17 protein-coding genes are annotated in these 19,330 nt (G+C 41.3%); 8 read left to right on the forward strand and 9 right to left on the reverse strand.

Annotated features, from left to right (window positions below; all coding sequences use genetic code 11):
* Positions 1 to 4 precede the first annotated feature (4 nt).
* On the forward strand, positions 5 to 1,309 hold the full coding sequence (gene murF, locus U5907_05830) for a UDP-N-acetylmuramoyl-tripeptide--D-alanyl-D-alanine ligase (GenBank protein WRQ32102.1): 1,305 nt from the start codon (positions 5 to 7) through the stop codon (positions 1,307 to 1,309).
* Here the strand turns inward: murF and U5907_05835 are convergent.
* Genes U5907_05835 through U5907_05845 form a run of 3 tightly spaced genes read right to left on the reverse strand, consistent with a single transcriptional unit; the run spans position 1,304 to position 4,069 of the window.
* A complete protein-coding gene (locus U5907_05835) occupies positions 1,304 to 2,338 on the reverse strand; it encodes a glycosyltransferase family 2 protein (GenBank protein WRQ32103.1) in 1,035 nt (344 codons plus the stop codon). The genes murF and U5907_05835 overlap by 6 nt on opposite strands.
* Before the next feature lie 38 nt (positions 2,339 to 2,376).
* The gene (locus U5907_05840) at positions 2,377 to 3,522 is read right to left on the reverse strand and encodes an outer membrane beta-barrel protein (GenBank protein WRQ32104.1); all 1,146 of its coding nucleotides are present in this window, start codon (positions 3,520 to 3,522) and stop codon (positions 2,377 to 2,379) included.
* Positions 3,509 to 4,069 carry a sigma-70 family RNA polymerase sigma factor gene (locus U5907_05845; protein ID WRQ32105.1) on the reverse strand — a complete coding sequence of 187 codons (561 nt, stop codon included), beginning with the start codon at positions 4,067 to 4,069 and terminating at the stop codon, positions 3,509 to 3,511. Before U5907_05845 ends, U5907_05840 begins: the two co-directional genes overlap by 14 nt.
* A gap of 119 nt (positions 4,070 to 4,188) precedes the next feature.
* Between U5907_05845 and U5907_05850 the strand changes: the two genes are divergently transcribed.
* Together U5907_05850 and U5907_05855 are read left to right on the forward strand one after the other, a co-directional pair.
* Positions 4,189 to 5,904 (forward strand): tetratricopeptide repeat protein, encoded by a 1,716-nt coding sequence (locus tag U5907_05850; GenBank protein ID WRQ32106.1) that lies wholly within the window; start codon positions 4,189 to 4,191, stop codon positions 5,902 to 5,904.
* On the forward strand, positions 5,901 to 7,088 hold the full coding sequence (locus U5907_05855; protein WRQ32107.1) for a peptidoglycan DD-metalloendopeptidase family protein: 1,188 nt from the start codon (positions 5,901 to 5,903) through the stop codon (positions 7,086 to 7,088). The genes U5907_05850 and U5907_05855 overlap by 4 nt, the downstream gene beginning before the upstream one ends.
* Here the strand turns inward: U5907_05855 and U5907_05860 are convergent.
* The 5 genes from U5907_05860 to U5907_05880 are packed head-to-tail and all read right to left on the reverse strand — an operon-like array spanning position 7,078 to position 13,844.
* Positions 7,078 to 8,778, reverse strand: a complete 1,701-nt coding sequence (locus tag U5907_05860) for a nucleoside kinase (GenBank protein WRQ32108.1) — start codon at positions 8,776 to 8,778, stop codon at positions 7,078 to 7,080. The genes U5907_05855 and U5907_05860 overlap by 11 nt on opposite strands.
* A 17-nt stretch (positions 8,779 to 8,795) precedes the next feature.
* Entirely contained in the window at positions 8,796 to 11,603 is a 2,808-nt protein-coding gene (gene uvrA, locus U5907_05865; protein WRQ32109.1) for an excinuclease ABC subunit UvrA, read from the reverse strand.
* Positions 11,604 to 11,616: 13 nt separating this feature from the next.
* Complete coding sequence (locus U5907_05870) at positions 11,617 to 12,522, reverse strand: lytic transglycosylase domain-containing protein (protein WRQ32110.1); 906 nt, start codon at positions 12,520 to 12,522, stop codon at positions 11,617 to 11,619.
* 16 nt (positions 12,523 to 12,538) lie between these two features.
* Positions 12,539 to 13,183, reverse strand: a complete 645-nt coding sequence (locus U5907_05875) for an MBL fold metallo-hydrolase (protein ID WRQ32111.1) — start codon at positions 13,181 to 13,183, stop codon at positions 12,539 to 12,541.
* Between the two features lie 16 nt (positions 13,184 to 13,199).
* Positions 13,200 to 13,844, reverse strand: coding sequence for a protein-L-isoaspartate(D-aspartate) O-methyltransferase (locus tag U5907_05880; protein WRQ32112.1), 645 nt, complete (start codon positions 13,842 to 13,844; stop codon positions 13,200 to 13,202).
* 74 nt (positions 13,845 to 13,918) lie between these two features.
* Between U5907_05880 and U5907_05885 the strand changes: the two genes are divergently transcribed.
* Positions 13,919 to 14,533 (forward strand): deoxynucleoside kinase, encoded by a 615-nt coding sequence (locus U5907_05885; protein ID WRQ32113.1) that lies wholly within the window; start codon positions 13,919 to 13,921, stop codon positions 14,531 to 14,533.
* 8 nt (positions 14,534 to 14,541) lie between these two features.
* Here U5907_05885 and U5907_05890 read toward each other — a convergent pair whose 3' ends face one another.
* Entirely contained in the window at positions 14,542 to 15,534 is a 993-nt protein-coding gene (locus tag U5907_05890; GenBank protein WRQ32114.1) for an adenosine kinase, read from the reverse strand.
* Between the two features lie 48 nt (positions 15,535 to 15,582).
* On the opposite strand from U5907_05890, the gene U5907_05895 reads away from it, so the two are divergent.
* The 4 genes from U5907_05895 (at position 15,583) to U5907_05910 (ending at position 19,330) form a co-directional block, all read left to right on the forward strand.
* Positions 15,583 to 16,590 carry a lysylphosphatidylglycerol synthase transmembrane domain-containing protein gene (locus U5907_05895; GenBank protein ID WRQ32115.1) on the forward strand — a complete coding sequence of 336 codons (1,008 nt, stop codon included), beginning with the start codon at positions 15,583 to 15,585 and terminating at the stop codon, positions 16,588 to 16,590.
* Positions 16,587 to 18,518, forward strand: coding sequence for a HAMP domain-containing sensor histidine kinase (locus U5907_05900; protein ID WRQ32116.1), 1,932 nt, complete (start codon positions 16,587 to 16,589; stop codon positions 18,516 to 18,518). The genes U5907_05895 and U5907_05900 overlap by 4 nt, the downstream gene beginning before the upstream one ends.
* 12 nt (positions 18,519 to 18,530) lie before the next feature.
* Positions 18,531 to 19,058, forward strand: a complete 528-nt coding sequence (locus tag U5907_05905; GenBank protein ID WRQ32117.1) for a hypothetical protein — start codon at positions 18,531 to 18,533, stop codon at positions 19,056 to 19,058.
* A gap of 62 nt (positions 19,059 to 19,120) precedes the next feature.
* A complete protein-coding gene (locus U5907_05910; protein WRQ32118.1) occupies positions 19,121 to 19,330 on the forward strand; it encodes a hypothetical protein in 210 nt (69 codons plus the stop codon).

The following is a 19,330-nucleotide window of genomic DNA, read 5'->3' on the forward strand; positions in this document are numbered from 1 at the left end:
AGCAATGAATATTAAAGATTTACACTCGTTGTTTCTTGAGTCATCAGGAGTAACAACAGATACACGGGAGATTAAGAAGGGGGCTATCTTTTTCGCCCTGAAGGGGGATAACTTTGATGGTAATGATTATGCACAGAAGGCAGTTGAGCTGGGTGCATCGTGGAGTGTATGCGACCGGAGGGGAGTTGAAGGGGCCAGAATCATCTATGTTAAGGATAGTCTAAAGGCATTACAGGACCTGGCTGCATACCACAGAAGATATATTGGTGTTCCTCTTTTTGCACTTACCGGTACTAATGGTAAGACAACTACAAAAGAGCTTATCTCATCAGTCTTATCAAAGAGGTATAAGGTCCTCTCAACGGCAGGCAACCTAAATAACCACATTGGAGTTCCGTTGACCCTGCTTAAGATGGACAGAGAGACCGAGATAGCCGTTATTGAGATGGGCGCAAGCGCTCCCGGAGAGATAGAGCTTCTTTGTAAAATTGCAACCCCCGATGCCGGACTGATAACAAATGTAGGAAAGGCACACCTGCTGGGCTTTGGATCATTTGATGGTGTAAGACGCACCAAAGGAGAACTGTACGATTATTTAAAAGCATCCTCAGGGACTGCTCTTTATAATTCAGGAAATCCCATTTTGGTTGATATGATAAACGAGCGAAAAGGTTTAAAGATTATCCCATATGGAGCAGAACTGGCCGGGACGTTAATCCTTCCATCATCCCCGGAGAATCCGTTTTTGAGTATGAAAATTGAGGGGGGAAGGGTAATCAAAACAAATATGATTGGCTCATACAACTCAGATAATGTGCTTGCCGCACTGGCTGCAGGGGCTCTCTTTGAGGTTGATAAAGAGGAAGCTGTAAAAGCCATTGAAGAGTATTACCCATCAAATAACAGATCTCAGCTCACCAAAGGAGAGCGTAACACCCTGATAATAGATGCTTACAATGCTAATCCTACCAGTATGAGGGCTGCTTTAGAAAATTTCAAGGATATGGATTGTGAGAAAAAGGGGCTTGTCCTTGGGGATATGCTTGAACTGGGAGAGTTCTCAGATCAGGAGCATCAGGAAATTTTAAAACTAGCACTTGCCATTAACCCTGATATTATCTTTCTTGTGGGGACTGAGTTTGGTAAAGCTCTTTTGAAAATTGCACAGGGCAATCCATATGTTGAACTTTTTGAAAACTCTGAGGCTCTGAGAGAGCGTTTGGAAAAAAGGGAGATGACAGGAATAACTTTTCTTGTAAAAGGGTCAAGAGGAACCAGATTAGAGAGGGCCATCCCTGCTCTTCTATAACATCTTTCTACCTTTTATGTATGGTGCAATATCCCCAAACCTTGGTTTCCCGCCTCTGATAAGGAATGAGAGTACAATAAGACCTCTCATTACTCCTGAAAGTTTGATTACCGATGAGGATTTGCTCCTTTCCAGCCTATGTCTGTTTTGCCTGAACTCTTTGTGAGCCTGGACAACTGCATTATAAAAGCCCTTTTTACCCTGTATGAGAAATATTACAGCTGAGAGTCCATCAAAAATCATCCTGACAACAATAACAGGAAGTAATTTATGCTTGGGGAGATTCTTGTACAGCATATAAAGATTGTTCCTGTAATTTAACATCAGCTTTCTGGGGGAGTTGTTTGGAAGTGTACCCCCTCCAACATGGTAAACTACTGATGATGGGAATACCCAGATTTCAAAACCTGCCAACTGAGCTCTCCAGCAGAGGTCAATCTCCTCCATATGTGCGAAAAAGTTTTCATCAAGGCCGCCTAAATCTTTGTAGAGAGAAGACTTGATCATCATTGCGGCCCCGCTTGCCCAGAAAATTGTTGAGTCACGGTTGTACTGAGCTCTGTCCTTTTCAATATAAGATAGTATCCTCCCCCTGCAAAAAGGATATCCCAGCGAATCTATGAAACCACCAGATGCTCCGGCATACTCAAAAGCATCTTTTTCAAACGCAGACAATATCTTAGGCATTGCGACACCAGCTCCCGGATGGTTGGAAAACCCCTCATGCATTCTTTCAAGCCACCCCGGTGTCACCTCAACATCTGAGTTCAGCAGCACAAAAAAGTCTGCCTGAATTTGTGCAAGAGCTTTATTATACCCTCCGGTAAAACCATAATTTTTTTCAAATCTTATTACTCTTACCGAAGAGTAGTGAAGAGAGATCCATTCAACAGATCCGTCTGTTGAACCGTTATCTGCAACTACTACAAAACTTGAAGGAGATGTTGAATATTTAACAACTCCCGGAAGAAAACGCTCAAGATAGTGCTTTCCGTTCCAGTTAAGGATTACTATGGCTGTTAATGGCAATTTGGCTGATTTTGATGATATGCTGTACAAAAATAGGATTAAAAGCGATATCTCAAACCAATTTCCAGTTTGAACTGAAGAGGTTGCACTGTTCTTATGCTTTTAGGCTGATAATTATAGAAGTAATATGTAAGCATTGGGTCTGCATATAGTCCAATATTCTTACCCAGCAAATACTCAGCTCCAACAGCAACTCCGGCTGACCACTGATAACCTCTTACAGAGTTTGTCTCCACATATGCCAGAGGCCCGTTTACCTTAATTCTCTCTGATAACCCCTTCTCTAGAGTGACTCCGCCTCCCCCGTAGATAGAGAAATTCTTTGATGTTATTATTTTTGAATAGAGATAAAGTGGTATTCCAATGTAGTGCAGAGACTCCTCTTTTTTAAGAGCCTCATTGAATGTCCTCTCCTCAGTTATTGAATATAGCATGGTATAGTTAATTCCTGTAACTGCAAAAAGAGATTTAGTAAGAGGAAGAGAAACCTGAAGCCCTATTGATACCGGCGGAAGATATCTTGTATCGTAAAGCGTCTCCAGGTCATTTCTCTCTCTGGCAAGAGAGGATGAGAGTTCGTTGAAGGTTATATAATCAAAGGTCTGGAGCGCCCTCTCTGTACTTCCGGAAGCAGGCGAGACTGTTGTTGAGAAAGCAATGGTTGGCTTCCCAATGTTAAATCTTCTCTTTTTGACAACTACCTCTTCATCGGATGGCCAAAGCTGAACAGATGGCTCCTTTTTAGTATTCTGAGGTTGTTGTGAGGGCTTATTCTCCTCCGGCAGACTCTGAGGCTCTTGCTCCTCTGCGGGGATTTCAATCTTATCGCTATTATTAGCCGGAGTCTCTGCTCTTCTGTTCTTGGGACTAGCAGTTGTTACCACTTTATCAGCAGCGATTGCGGCAGGAGGCTCTTTCTCGCTTTGAGATTCAGATTCCTGAATAATTATATCAGCCTTCAGCGGAGGATCAAGCGATCTCCAGATTGAATCCTTTCCAATAATTAAAAACAGGGCAACTGCTGCGGCCAGCGCTGCAACAGCTCTGGTTGTTCTGAAAAAAACGACCCTTCTTCTTGCGGAAGATAGTTCGTTTTGAATAGAATCCCAAGACGAAGGGTCAGGAATCTCTTCGTAACTCTCCATCTTATCCTTTATTCGTCTATAAAAATCACTCTCCTTCATTCTGTCTCTTTATCCTTTCCTGAAGCCAAACCCTCGCTCTGCTTAGCTGTGAGCGGGAACTGCCTTCACTTATGTTTAACTCTTTAGCAATCTCCTGGTGGTTATAGCCTTCAATTGCATACATATTGAACACAATTCTGAATCCATCCGGCATTGACGCTATCAACTCCATAAGCTCTTTTGAACTCATTGTCTCCACTGCACCGGGAAAATCGCTTATTTCACCTATGGCATTATCAATCTCCTCTGTGTTTCTAAGTATATCTACTTTTCTCAGAGACATAAGTGCCGTATTCACGAAAATCCTTCTTATCCAACCCTCGAAAGAGCCGGTTCCGCTGTAGCTGTCAATTTTGTTAAAGAGCGTAATGAATCCATCGTGCAGAATATCCTTAGCCCTCTCTCTGTCTCCTGCATAACGCGAGGCGAGGGTGAGCATTCTTGGAGCATATATCTCGTAGAGTTTCCGCTGAGCAGTTGGTTCCCGCTTTATGCAGCCCTCTATCAACTCCTGCTGTGTGGAATATTCTCTTCTTTGGATTCCCATTTCTGTTATTAATAGATGCAAATTAACCATCTTTTGTTGCATTGGCAATGATAATTGGACATTGGATTGATATTTGTAAAGGGATAATTTGATTATTTTTGTAAATCACACTATCACAAATGAGAAGCACCTTGAAAAACAATGCATTAAAACACACATTAACAATACTGTTGATGGCCGTTGCGATTTTTTCGCACAACTCCCTTGATGCAAAAAAAGATAACAGAGAGAGAGATTTTTTATTTATGGAGGGGTTAAGAATGGTTAATCTGGGACAACTCTCAGGGGCAGAAAAGATCTTTACCGAACTTACCTCAAAATTTCCTCAGATGGATGCTGCATATTATAATCTTGCAAATATTCATCTCAAAAAAGGGGATCTTTCAAAGGCTCTAAAATTTACCGAGAAGGCTGTTGCTGCTGATAGTTCTAACTACTGGTACTCTATTCAGCTTGCAAGACTATACTCTGCAATGGGAGATCTCGCAAAATCCACAGAGGTGTATGAATCTGTTAAAAGGAGAAATCCGGCCGGAACAAGTCTCTATATTGAGCTTATAGACATATATGTCAGAGGCAGGGAGTATGACAAAGCACTTCTTACACTGGAGGATATTGAGAAAAGAGGTGGAGTAAACGAAGCTACTGCCCTTACCAGATATAATATAATGGTTAACCAGGGGAAAATGGAATCGGCAATCCAAATGATTGAGGAGGTAGAGAAGAGCTCCCCCTCACCCAGAATATCTTCACTATTGGGAGATTACTACGCCTCTGTGAAGAAGGATACCCTGGCCATGCAATACTACTCGGCAGCTCTTGCTCTTGAACCCGGTTATATTCCGGCAATATTCGGTCTGGCAGAGAGCTACAGGATAAGAGGACAATACGATCTTTACTTCCAGCATATGTTCCCGTTTATGGCAAATTCTGATGTTAATCCGGGAATGAAGGTTGAATATATGAAAGAGATCCTTGCAAATCAGAAATTTGTACAGACTTTTTATCCACAGATTGACACCTTAATGCAAAATTTATATACTGCACATCCTGAAGATAGCCTGGTTGCTTACAATCATGCTGTTTTTCTGGTACAGTCAGCCAGGCCTGAGAAAGGCCTTGATATTCTTAAAGACAACATTAAACGGTATCCGGAAGAGAGAAACCCTCTTCATCAATACCTCTCTCTGCTCTATTATCTTGAAAAATGGGATGAGCTTATAAGTATGAGTGATTCTGCTCTTCTCTCCCATCCGGCAGATATTGAATTTATGCAGCTCAAAGGTATTGGAGAGCTTCAGATGAACAAGACAAGCGATGCCATTGAAACATTTCTCAAAATACTTCCTTTAGCAAAGGGAGATAGCGCATCTACAGTTAGGATTCTCTCAATCCTGGGAGATACTTATTATATGGCCGGAAATAAAAAGGAGTCATACAAATACTACAAAAAGACAATCCGCCTGGAGCCAAATCATGCTCCTGCACTTAATAATTATGCATATTACCTGAGTGAGGAGAATAAACAGCTAAAGAGAGCTCTGGAAATGAGTAAAAGGACAGTTGAGCTGGAGCCGGAGAATTCGACCTACCTGGATACATATGCCTGGATCCTTCATAAACTGGGAAGAAACAGCGAAGCTAAGACCATCCTTAAACAAGCCATGGTATACGGAGGAAACGAAAATGCAGATATACTTGATCACTACGCCGAGGTCCTCTTTGCTCTCGGAGAAAAAGATCTTGCTTATATATACTGGGGGCAGGCCCATAAACTCGATCCATCGCTCGATATTGCAGCAAAAGTTGAGAAAATTAAATCCGGTAAAAGATGAGACCTCTCTTTAAAGTAGTTTTTATGGTTGTTCTAATATCTTTTTCTGTTATTGCGACAGGCCAGAGCATTGAGGAGCAGGAGCTTAAAAAGAGGCAAATTGAAGAGGAGATTGCTTTTCTTGACAGTCAGTTATCTACCACAAAGAAAAAGCAGGCTGATAATACCAAAGAGCTTAATTTCATCCGAAGAAAAATTTCAAACAGGAAGAGACTTCTTAGTCAGATTGAGAATGAGATCCTGACAATCAATAAAGAGATGACGCAAAGTGAGGGGGAGATCAACAGATTGAACAGAGATCTTGCGCAGCTTAAAAAGGAGTACTCAAAGCTTATCTATGAGGCCTACAAACACAGAGATCAGGCATCATGGATGATGTATGTGCTTGCAAGCAATACTATTGATCAGGGCTATAAAAGATGGGTGTTTTTTAAGGATTTTAATAATTCAATGCAGGAGAGAGCTTCCAGAATCAAGGCTACATCTGAAGAGATAAGCAACAAGGTAGATGCTTTGGAAAAAATGAAGGAGAAGTCAATAAAAAGTCAGGAGCAGAGAAGCAGTGAATATAAAAAGCTTCAGACTGATGAAAAGGGGGCCCGTCAGACAATATCACAACTCTCAAGACAGGAGAAGCAATTCAGGGCTCAGCTTGATTCAAAAAGGAGAGAGGTAGAGCGGCTTAACCGTGAAATAGAGAGGATTCTTGCCGAGGCAATGAAGGCAAAGGAAAGTCCTGATTTTAAGGAGAGTGTTGCAGAGAGGAAGCTATCTGATAATTTTGAACTCAACAAAGGGAAACTACCCTGGCCGGTTAAGAGAGGTGCTGTTGTAGAGGAGTTTGGTCAACACAACCACCCGGTTTTTAAAAATGTTAAACTCCCCTTCAACAACGGAGTAAACATTGCAACCGACAAAGGGGCTGAGGTGTTTTGTGTTTTTGATGGTGTGGTAAAACAGGTCCTGGTTATGCCCGGATATAACCAGTGTGTACTTGTTCAGCATGGTAGTTTTTACACTTTCTACTGTAAACTTGATAAGGTTACAGTTAAGGCCGGCGAGAAGCTTAAAACGGGACAAGCAATGGGAGCCCTTGCTGCTTCAGATGAGAATGGATCAGTAATTCATTTTCAGCTTTGGCACGGCACAAACAAACAGAATCCGGAGCTTTGGATCAGTAAATAAAACTGCTCCCGCCAATAAACTCTCTCATTACAGATGTAGGCGGAATATTGGTCATCTCTGATGGCTGAAGCTCTACAATATATGAGAGAAACTTAAGTAATCTCATGCTCTCTGTTGAGGCAGGTGAATTAGCCGGAATTCTTCTCAGCAATGGTTCTGCAAAATATTTTAAAAGAGGTAATTCATAAATAAGCGCAGAGTTAAACATTATATCTGCGTTCTCCTGGAATGGAAATATATTGCTTATTTCACCTCTTCTTACACTTGGCCATCTGAGTATAGTAGCTTCAGGACTTGCTCCTCTGTACTGACTGTCTCTTACCATTCTTCTAATAAGACGGCTGTCAGATGTAGATATATTGTTATTCTCGTCTAATGAAAGAGAGGTCAGGGCGCTGGCATAAATTTTATATACTCTGTCTGCAGGAATATGATTTGTAAGGGCAGGATTAAGTCCGTGAATTCCCTCCATTATCAGAATATCCTTCTCTCCCAGGGTTAGTTTATCTCCGGGAAAAACTCTTTTGCCCTGAGCAAAATCAAATTTTGGAAGTTCAATGGTCTTGCCCTCAAAAAGTTCGTTGAGTTGCTGATTAAGAAACTCTGTATCCATTGCTCCCAGAGATTCAAAATCAAAATTGCCATCTTTATCCCTTGGTGTTCTCTCTCTGTCTACAAAGTAGTTATCCATCTCAATTACTACAGGATTTAACCCGAGCACCTTCGCCTGCAGAGCAACTCTTTTTGAAGTGGTGGTTTTTCCGCTGCTTGAGGGTCCGGCAATAAGCACCAGCTTAACCTTATCCCTCCTCTTATATATTTCATCAGCTATAGCAGCATATTTTCTCTCGTGAAGACCCTCTGAAATCTGAATCAGCTCCCTTGCCTTTCCCATTTTTATCGCACTGTTGAGGGCGCCAACTCCGCTTACACCTAAAATACTGCACCAGTTTGAGTACTCTTTAAAAACATCAAAAAGTTTATACTGGTAAGGAGTTTTGACTATTTTATCAGGATTTGACGGGTTTGGAGTTCTAATGAGGAAACCTCTGCTGAAGAAGTCCAGATCCCAGGCCTGGATTACTCCGGTGGATGGGACAAGTGGTCCGTAATAATGATCAGGATATCCGTCAAGGAAATATACAGTAGTGAAGAATTTGCCCCTCAGCTCGTGAAGCAGAGCCTTCTCCGGACGCCTGTTCTGCCTGAACATCTTTATTGCCTCTTCTGTCTTAATCTTGTGTCTGGTAAATGGCAAATCAGCATTAATTATCTGTTGAACTCTGTATTTAAGAGCTTTAACCTCCTCATCACTTAGTGGTATCTCTTTAGGAGTACCATCTTCATCTCTCTGCAAATCTCTTATCTCTGCATACATCCCGTTTTGCAGGTTATAATCAATAACAAGTGAGTATTGTGGGTAGAGATCTGCAACAGCCTTTTGAACAATAAAATTAAGGGAGCGACTGTAGGTTCTCTGCCCATCTGTGTGTGAGTAATCAATAAACCTTATATTGTTCTCAACATATATCTGGAAACTTAGCTCTTTAAGCTGATTATCAACAATAGCAGCCAGAACAGGTTGATCAGGTATATATCCTGTTCTCTCCAGCAATTCGCTAAGAGTGGTTCCCGGTTCACAATCAATTATTGAATTAATATTCTCGCAATAAACTTTAATGTTTGCCATTTCGTTATTTTTTTGACCTAAAGATATCGGCCTGTTACTGATTCTTCAATTTTCTTAATCTCCTCAGGAGTTCCTTGTGCAACTATTCTGCCGCCTCCCGAGCCACCCTCGGGCCCCATATCAAATATATAATCAACTGACCGGAGCACATCCAGGTTATGTTCAATAATAATTACTGTATTCCCCTTATCAGTAAGTCTCTGGAGAACTCCAAGCAGGACCCTTATATCCTCAAAATGTAAGCCGGTTGTAGGCTCATCCAGAATATAAAGGGTATTTCCTGTATCCTTTTTTGCAAGTTCTGCAGCTAGCTTAACTCTCTGGCTCTCCCCTCCAGACAGGGTTGTTGCAGATTGACCCAGGGTAACATAGCCAAGACCCACCTCATCCAAAGCTCTAAGTTTTTGCACTATAGATGGAATATTTTCAAAGAACTCCACAGCCTGACTTATAGTCATATCAAGGATATCACTTATTGATTTCCCCTTGTATTTTACGGCAAGTGTGTCCTGAGTGTACCTTTTGCCATTACAGCTTTTGCAATGAACATAGACTGCGGGCAGAAAATTCATCTCTATTGTCTGGAGACCGGCACCCTTACAATCCTCACATCTTCCACCTTTAACATTAAATGAGAATCTGCCCGGCTTAAAGCCTCTGATTTTAGCATCAGGAGTTTCAGTGAGCAACTTCCTGATGTCGGAAAAGAGATTGGTATAGGTAGCAGGATTACTCCTTGGAGATCTCCCAATGGGAGCCTGATCTATCTCAACAATCTTGTCTATATTGTTAATTCCCTCTACCGAATCATATGGCAGTGGTGTGTATAAAGAGTGGAAATAGTGGTTGCTTATTACAGGCATTAGTGTCTCATTTATCAATGAAGATTTCCCGCTGCCGCTGACACCACTTACCCCAATAAAGCATCCCAGTGGAATTTTTATATCTACATTTTTAAGGTTGTTTCCCCTTGCTCCCCTGATCTCCAGGAAAAGGCCATTACCCTCTCTCCTGCTCCTTGGAACAGGGATAGTTCTGATCTTTTTCAGATATTCAATACTTAAACTATTTGTTGCAATAGCATCACTGACATCCATTTTTGTTATCTCATCCGGCGTTCCTGAAAAGAGCAGACGACCACCCTTATCTCCGGCACCGGGCCCCAGATCAATAAGCCAGTCTGAACTATTCATCATCTCCTCATCGTGCTCAACGACAATTATGGAGTTCCCCTCATCCCTGAGTCTTCTCAGTGAATTTATCAGCTTAATATTATCTCTCTGATGAAGCCCTATACTTGGTTCATCCAGTATATAGAGAACATTTACAAGTTTAGAGCCTATCTGTGTGGCCAGTCTGATTCGCTGACTCTCCCCTCCGCTAAGGCTTCTGGTAGATCTTGAGAGCGAAAGGTAACTGAGACCTACGTCCAGAAGGAATTGAGTGCGCTCCCTGAGTTCCTTAAGAATGTCCCTTGCAATAGCTTTTTGTCTGGCCGATAGTCTCTCCTCTATGGTGCACAGCCAGTTGTGAAGTTGCTGAAGATCCATCTCCGAGACTTCACTGATATTTAGTCCGTCAATTTTAAAGTGCAGTGACTCCTCTTTAAGCCTTGTGCCATTGCAGAGCGGGCATAGAATCTCCTCTGTAAAGCGCTCTTTTTTCACAATAAGCTCTTCACTATCCCGCTCCTCCTTTTCAATCATTGAGATTATCCCCGGAAAACTCATCATCTGAGAAAGCGCAGGTGTTGATCCTACACGGAATAATTCATCTGAGCCATATATAATTATGTTCAGAGCATCCTCCTGTATATCCTTAACAGGTTCGTGAAGAGAAAATCCATACTTCTTTGAAACAGCCTCAATCTGGGCAAAAACCATATTGTTCTTAAAAGAGCCAATGGGCGTTATGGCTCCCGCTGCTATTGACCTGGAATCATCGGGAATAATCTTTGATATATCCGCTTTGGAAATCATTCCCAACCCCTTGCAATGCGGACAGGCCCCCTGAGGTGAGTTGAATGAGAATGTGTGCGGAGCCGGCTCCGGATATGAGATTCCACTCTCAGGGCACATCAGGTGTTTACTTAAATGCCTTACAGCTCCGCTTTCAGTATCCAGAACTGAGAGAGCTCCCTTGCCGTGATGAAGGGCAGAAATCACAGATTCTCTGACTCTCTTTTCTGATCCGGGAGCGGGAATAATCTTATCAACTACCAGCTCTATGTAATGAGCCTTATACCTGTCAAGAGGCTGCAATGTAACAAGCTCTTTTATCTCTCCGTCCACCCTCATCTGCACAAAACCTCTCTTTATGTAGAGGTCAAAAAGTTCCCTGTAGTGACCCTTCCTCCCCTTAACCAGAGGTGACAATAAAATTGCCTTTTTCCCGGAATAGTCCCCCATTATCAGGTTAACAATCTGCTCATCTGTGTACCTTATCATCTCAAGTCCGGTTGCAGGAGAGTAGGCATTTGAGGCTCTTGCGTATAAAAGCCTTAAAAAATCATATATCTCAGTAATTGTTCCGACTGTAGATCTGGGATTTCTCCCGGTAGTCTTCTGCTCTATGGCAATGATTGGGCTGAGGCCATCAATTGAATCTACATCCGGCCTCTCCAGAGATCCAATAAATTGTCTGGCGTATGCCGACAGAGTCTCCATATACCGTCTCTGCCCCTCGGCATAAATTGTATCAAAAGCAAGAGAAGATTTTCCACTGCCACTAAGACCTGTTATTACAACAAGCTTGTGTCTGGGAATTGTAACATCTACACCTCTCAGATTGTGAACCCTTGCTCCTCTTACCTCAATATCGCTCATTTTAAGGATGTGATTACTGCTCACGGTAACCCTCTGCAGGGACCTTGACTACATAGGTTCTGCCTGGTTTGTTTTCTAACTTGTTTGCTCGGATCCACTGGTTGTACATCTTGAGCAATTTAAAATTTGTATTGTGCTTTGATGCAAAATCACTCCAGTTATCAACTCTGCCTTTTACTGTTATTTCACTATATTCAAGTGGTTTAAAAAGGTCATCCTTACCAATGTAAAAACCAAAAGCTCGTGGATCTTCCAGTAAAATTTTGAACGCAAGTGCTCTGTATACATATCTTCCTGTCTCCTCAGGAAACTGAGTGTCATAATAGTTGTTCTGGGACTGGATTTTCATCCTGTATCTCACATTACTCATTCCAATGTTAAAAGAGGCGGCAGCCATTGTCCAGGAACCAAATTCGGCAAAAGCCTTTTTAAAATAGGCCGCAGCGGCCCTGGTAGATTTCTCAATATTATACCTCTCGTCCACCTCGGCATCAACAATAAGTCCGTACTCCTTTGCTGTCCCTGCAAGAAATTGCCAATATCCCCCTGCGTTGGCAGGTGAAACAACCGGCTGGAGGCCGCTCTCTGCAATGCACAGATAGTAGAAATCCTCGTGAAGACCCTCCTCTTTAAGAATCTTTACTATTTCATCCCTGTATCTGTTGTTCAACTGGATAATATAAGTAATACTTGCGTGCCAGTAAGAGATTACCATCAACTCTCTCTGTAATGACTCTTTAACATCAAAGTAGTTAAGAGGTACATCCTCCCCTGCAAAAGATAGTTTTTTGGGAATTGCAGGTATCTTAACAACCTGCTCAACCTGAAGAGCATCTCCATCCGCGGCCGTTGCAGAACTATTACCTGCGCCGGTGCAAAAAGCCAGTAAAGGAATGAGTAGTGTTAATTTTAATCTCATAATAAATTCTTTAATTCTATTCATATCTAAGAAACGGATTGCTTGCAATCTCCTCACTTATAGTAGTAGCAGGACCATGTCCGGGATAGACTTTATAATCACCTCCTAAGGTGATTACCTTATTCAGAAGGCTATCCATAAGCTGCTCATAATCACCCCCGGGCAGATCTGTTCTGCCAATACTGCCAGCAAAAAGAGAGTCTCCTGTTATCACAAATTTGTCATCATCAGATACCAGACAAATACCACCCTGGGAGTGGCCGGGAGTGTGAATTACTCTGATTTTACTGCTTCCAAATTCTATTTGATCACCATCTTTTAAATCGATGGTATTTACAGGGGGCTGTTCAATTTTATAACCGAACATCTCTGTGTACTGTTTAGCCCTTTCTATGTGATGTTTGTCATCAATATGAATATATGCAGGCACTCCCCATTTAGAGACGACAAAGGCATTACCCATTATATGGTCAAAATGGCCGTGGGTATTGACAAGCTTTACAGGATGAAGATTATTTTGCTCAATAAATTTCACAAGTCTCTCTTGCTCATTTTCTGTATAGCAACCCGGATCTACTATTACACACTCTCCTGATTCATCCCATAGCAGATAGCTACACTCTCTCAGGTCATTAAAGTAAAAAGATTTAATCTGTATCATAATTTTCAGTTTTATACTATTGCTCGGTACCCTCCAACATAGGAACAAATTTAAACTCACCATGTTCACTTAAAGAGTACTCTGTTTCACTCTTTCTCTCAATTACACTCATCACCTGGGTCCCATTCCCAACAGGTATAACCATTTTACCCCCAATTTCAAGTTGCTCCAGCAGAGTTTTGGGAATTTCAGGGGCTCCGCAAGTAACAAGTATTCCCTTAAATGGTGCAAATTTGGGTAATCCTGCAAATCCATCTCCAAAAAAAAGGTTTGGAGTGTGATAATCAAGTCTTATAAGATTTTTTTGAGCAAGCTGATAGAGTGACCTCTGCCTCTCAATACTAAAGACTCTGTATCCCAACTCAGAGAGCACGGCTGTCTGATATGCGCACCCTGTTCCTATCTCCAGAACCTTGTCCCATTTTGAGAGTTGAAGAAGCTCTGTCTGCATGGCAACAGTGAATGGCTGCGAAATTGTCTGACCGGCTCCAATAGGGAGCGGCTTATCCTGATATGCCAGATTATCAAGCCCGTATTCAAGGAACATATGTCTTGGCACGCGTCCCATTGCTTCCAAAATCTCCCTTCTGAACTGATACTTTGAGGAAAGATGTTCTATCAGTTGCTTCCTCCTGCCTCTATGTTGTAATGTGTCTAACATTCCACAAAATTACTAAAATCTTTTCTTAATTTTGCAGAAGCATTCAGTACCAACCTACACTTAAAGAGAGCATCATGCACATAGCTATAGCAGGAAACATCGGAAGCGGAAAAACAACTTTAACCAGACTACTATCAAAGCATTACGGGTGGGAACCAAAATATGAAGAGGTTGATAACAACCCCTATCTTTCTGATTTCTATCACGATATGCAAAGGTGGTCATTCAATTTGCAAATCTATTTTCTGAAGGAGAGATTTAAGGGTTTGGTTGAGATTGAGAGGAGTGGTATTAATGTAGTTCAGGACAGAACAATTTACGAAGATGCACGCATATTTGCTCCTAATCTTCACGCTATGGGACTTATGTCAAGCAGAGATTTTGAAAATTACAACTCGCTCTTTGATTTGATGCTCTCTCTTGTAAAGCCACCTGAATTACTTATCTATCTAAGATCTTCTATCCCTAATCTTGTTTCTCAGATTCACAAAAGAGGAAGGGATTATGAGAGCGGAATCAGAATTGATTACCTCTCCGGACTAAACGAAAGGTATGAAAAATGGATCTCTGAATACAAAGACGGAAAAATTCTGATCATTGATGTTGATGAGAATAAATTTGAAGATAAGCTTGAAGATTTGAGTAATGTAATCGATAAGATTGACGCAAGACTCAACGGACTCTTCTAAATCTGCTTTTACTGAAGCAAGCCGGTATGCTCCCTGATCTGCTGTTTTGCATGTTTCCAGCGTGGAATATCAATCTTTGGCCCAATTACCTCTACAACTTTTGCCGCAACAATAGAGCCAACATCTCCACACTCTTTTAAGGAGAGTCCGTGTGAATGGGCAAACAAAAAACCTGCCGCATAGATATCTCCAGCTCCTGTTGCATCTATTGTATCTGCCGGCCAAGCCTCAATATAGTGATAATCATCTCCGCTTTTAACCATTGAGCCATCTTTGCCTATCTTAACAATTGCAATTTTACAAATTTTTGCAATTTCATCAAGAGCCTCCCTTGGGGGCTTTTTAGCAAATACCTCTGCCTCTGTCTCATTTGCAAAAACAATATCTACATAGTGTTCAATAATGTCGTGAAGAAATGCATCATTGCTCTCTACTACATTGTAGCTTGCCATATCCAGTGATATTATCATACCCTCCTCCTTTGCAAGTTCAACGGCTCTTCTCACAAGCTCTTGATTCTGCACAAGATACCCTTCAATATGAAAATAATCATACCCTTTAAACATTTCAGCGGTGAGGTCCTCCGGAACAAGCTCAATGGCAGCGCCAAGATATACGGCAAAAGTCCTCTCAGCATTAGGAGCAGTAATAAAAACCATTGCACGCCCGGAGGCTGCCTTTCCCTTAAGCAGAGTAGAGCTGATACCGTTCCTTGCCTGATCTGACTTAAACAATGATCCCAGTTCGTCTGCTCCTACCTTTCCAATAAACGAAGATGGCATTCCAAGAACAGCAGTACCTGCAATAGTATTAGCTGAAGAGCCTCCGGCTACCAGCTGAACCCCCATTGTTCTTAGTCTTTGCCAGATTTTATCACCTGTTTCACGATCTACATGTTGCATACTGCCCTTTGGCAGATGGTAGTGATCAAGTAAAGAGTCATCCTCCAATACAGCAAGGATGTCAGTTAGAGCATTGCCTATTCCTAATATTGATTTCATCCCCGCAAAGTTCATATTTTTTTGTAGGTTTGCAAAAAATAATACTTAATGACCTTATCTGACTCCCGACCAGATTATTCAGGGAAAATTTTTTCCGTTTTAAAGTATGTCATACTTCTTTTTTTGGCTGGAACCCTGCTGTGGTTTTCATTCCGGGAGGTTGAGTGGAGTTCCTTTGCAGAGGGGTTCAGATCTGCAGACTTCAGGTGGATTGGTCTCTCAATGGTAATTAGCGTTCTGGCTTTTTTGATAAGGGCTCTCAGATGGAGATTGATTATGCTCCCACTTGGTAACAGAGTAACCCGAATGGACTCCTGGCATGGGATTAATGTAGGTTACATAACAAATTTTGCACTCCCAAGAGCAGGCGAACTGGCGAGATGCGGAGTGATTACAAGAAGAACAGGAGTGCCATTTGAAACTGTTGCCGGAACAGTTGTACTAGAGAGAAGCATTGATATGCTCTCCCTTATTTTAGTATCAGCAGGAGTCATGATTTTCTTCTGGGATAGTTTTGGTGGTTTCATTGACAAACAGATTATCTCATCACTTGAGGATAAATTTTCCTCTGAATTATTATTGATTGGGTTGGTTTTTCTTTTAGCAGTTGTCCTGTTTTTGTATATAGTCTGGAGATACAGAAAGAGTCATCCGGTATTTGCAAAAATTATAAGCATAGTTAAGGGGATTCTTCAGGGTCTCTCCTCCGGTTTTAAAATGAAGCAGAAGTGGTCTTTTATAGTTTATACCATTATGCTGTGGGTATGCTATTGGTTAATGAGTTACACAACAATACTATCATTCTCAGGCAGCGGAATGGAGCTGGGTCCTAAAGATGCTCTTTTTTTGATGATGGTTGGCAGTTTTGGATGGGTTATTCCCGTTCAGGGAGGAATAGGGGCATATCACTTGATAATATCACTCGCACTATATACAGTATATGGGATTTCTCAAACTACAGGAGTAATATTCGCAACAATATCACACGGCTCCCAGGCCATAACGATGCTACTTTTTGGCGCAATTTCACTCCTTTCTATAACAATAAGAAAATGAAAAATCACCTTCTCTACCTACTCTTTATAATTACTTTCTTTTCCAAATCAGAGCAAGTTTACAGCACCCCACAGGATCAAGAGAGAGCAGGCACAGGAATAAACCTTGTAATTGCTTCATATAATCCTGATACAAAAAGGATGAGCGATTTTGTAAATGCATTCCAGAACACTCTTCTTGCAAAGAATCCATCAAATAAGGTTATGCTGCAGGATATGGGATTTAAGAATTTTCAGACAGAGTCTCATTTATGGTGTGATCAGCTTAAAGAGGTCCTCTCCGGATATGAAAAGGGAGATTTAAGATCAGTGGTTTTTTTGGGACAGGAGGCCTGGGCTTCATATCTAACCCTGTCAATCAAAGACTCCCAATTTGCAGCACTTATGAAGGATATTCCCACTTTTGCTGCATTCGCCAGCCTTAACGGGATTGAAATTCCAAAAGACTCTGTTACTACATACTGGGACCCTGTTTCAATTTCTGTAACGGACCAAAAAGAGTATATAGGCTACTCCGGTGGTTATCTTAATGTATACGATTTCAGCAAAAACATAGGGTTGATAAAGACCTTCTTTCCTAATGTCAGTACCATTGCCCTCCTTACTGACAATACATATGGAGGGGCATCCATTAAATCACTTGTAAAAACTGAATCCAGACTATATCCGGAAATTGATTTTCACTATCTGGACGGGAGGTTATTTACTGAAGAGGAGGTGACTCGTCAAATTGATGCACTACCTGAAAACAGCGTTATACTGCTTGGCACATGGAGAGTTAACAAAAAGGGGCAATATTTTCTTGGAAATTCACTTCAGAATATCATTAGCGGAAGAGTTGAGCTACCAGTCTTTTCTCTGACAGGGCTGGGTTTAGGCAGCCTTGCACTTGGTGGATACATACCTGAGTATAATACAGATCCAAAAGAGATTGCAAGACAAATTGATCAGTTCTATATTGGCAATAAAGATGAGATCAGGTTTATTCATAATGAGAGCACTTACAGCTTTGATCAGAGAAAACTTACCCAGATGGGGGTACAGAATTATCAGCTCCCGGCAAACAGCGTAATAACAGACAGCGAAGATCCTCAGTTAAAACAGTACAAACAATTCTTATATCTTGCAGTAATTGCAGTAATTATTTTAATTTCACTTGTAATATTTCTGGCAATCATTTATACAAAAAACAGAAATCTAAGGAGAACTTTAGAGAAAAACGAGAAGGAGATTCTTGAAGCTAAAGAGAGAGCAGAAGAGGGCGATAAATTAAAATCTGCATTCCTCGCAAATATGAGTCACGAGATCAGAACTCCGCTAAATGCGATTGTAGGCTTCTCTCAACTTATGAGCGAGGAGAGTTGTGCAAAAGAGGACAGGATAAGTTACAGCAGCGTTATTGCTCAAAATTCAGAGATGCTTCTCACCCTGATTTCAGACATCCTTGACATCTCCAAGATGGATACCGGCAAATTTGAACTGGATATAAGAGAAGTGAATCTTAAAGAACTCTGCAACAGGATATTTCAGACAACCACACACCTTAAGAGAGAGGGTGTTGAGTATATCTGCAAACCTCATCAGGGAGAGGTTATACTAAAAACAGATCTTCACAGGATATCACAGGTACTTATAAACCTTATTACAAACTCAAACAAGTTCACCGAGAAGGGCTCAATTACTTTAGGATACGAACTCAGGCCTGAGAAGGGAGATGTTCTCTTTACTGTCACAGATACCGGGAGAGGTATTCCTGCGGAAAAACACTCCAGACTATTTGCAAGGTTTGAAAAGCTTGATGAATATACACAGGGAGCCGGACTTGGCCTTGCCATATCTAAGCAGATTGTAACCAGATTAGGCGGGAAAATATGGATAGATCCTGACTATACCAACGGTGCCAGATTTTGTTTCACCCATCCTCTTTAAAAATAAATCAAAATGAAAAGATTCCTGATAGTAATCATAACCATTTTATTATTTTCCGAACTCTCCGCTCAGGAGAAAAAAAACCTGGAATTTTCTGCAGAAGTTGGTTTAATTAAAGGAGTAGGTGCACAAAGGCACGATGTTGCACTTGCAGCTCTTAACCTTGATTTCAGACTATCTAACCTATCCCTGGTGGGAATTGGAGCAGGGGCCGGAGTAACGGATGGCACATTTGATAAAATAATATTCCCCCTCTATTTGAGGATGAAACTCTATTTTCTTGAATCTAAAGTATCTCCCTTTTTCCTGATGAACATAGGATACACATTTAGTTCTGAACACAAACCCGGGGATGGATTTGGAGTTATGTTTGCACCCTATATAGGTGCTGATTTCAGTTACTTTAAAAGAAGTGCTCTTTATGCAATGATAGGCACTAACAATCAGAGCCATGTGGTTTTTAACGAATTAAACATTAGCTCAAGATATATTAATAAGTTCCTCTGGGGGCCTGAAATCCGCATCGGCTATAGGTTCTGATTTGGTAAAACCATTTATTTTTCATATATTGCTTCATAACATCATTAAACTTGAGCATATTTATGAAAAAGTACATCTTCTTTACTTGTGATGGATCTACTATGGATCCTGACGGAAATGACACTGAAAATTGCCAGATACTTGGTTGGGCAGAGGGGAGTGATGAGCAGGAGGCCTTCCTCAATTTCAAAAATGAATATAAATTTGTAAATAGTTACGAAAAAGTTCAGTGTCAGGAATTGGCAAGTGAAAAAATATACAGACTGATCTGA

Source organism: Bacteroidales bacterium MB20-C3-3 (assembly GCA_035609245.1).
Lineage (GTDB): Bacteria > Bacteroidota > Bacteroidia > Bacteroidales > UBA932 > Bact-08.